1 protein-coding gene is annotated in these 443 nt (G+C 60.9%); it reads left to right on the top strand.

The genetic code is table 11. The features are described 5' to 3' along the window. Positions 1-429 (top strand): hypothetical protein (locus tag D7Y15_RS43800; RefSeq protein WP_233605340.1); only part of this gene is annotated, 429 nt, incomplete at its 5' end. Between the last annotated feature and the right edge of the window lie 14 nt (positions 430-443).

The raw sequence follows: 443 nt of genomic DNA, 5'->3' as shown, positions 1-443 counted from the left end.
CTACTGACCGCTACCGGACCCGGCTCTGCCGTGGTGCTGACCAACGGGCGAGATGCCTCCCGCGTGCTCAACCGCGGCGTGGAGATCAGCGTGATCAACACCGCCTCCCTGGTGGGTGGCTTGGCCGCACTGGCTGTGCATGACGCAGACAATGACTTCGATGATGACCTCGAAGACATGGTGGATTCTGTCTCCGCGCAGCGATTCCAGATCACCACCGAAGCAGACATGACTTCTGCCATCGATGCGCTGCTGGAAGAGGGTGGCGAACTGGTTACCCTGCTGTGGTCCACCCCAGAAGTCAGCGAAGAAGCGATGGAGAACCTGCGCCAACACATGGCGCAAAACCACCCGGACGTGGAATTTCACGATTACCCAGCCGAAGCCATGGGCACCGCTGGCTCTGCCGTGGAGATTGGGGTGGAGTAGGTGCTGGGTTGGGA

The sequence above is a fragment of the Corallococcus sp. AB030 genome (genome assembly GCF_003668965.1).
Lineage (GTDB): Bacteria > Myxococcota > Myxococcia > Myxococcales > Myxococcaceae > Corallococcus > Corallococcus exiguus.
Note: the sequence above shows the minus strand (reverse complement) of the source record. Positions and strands in the feature narration are given on the sequence as shown.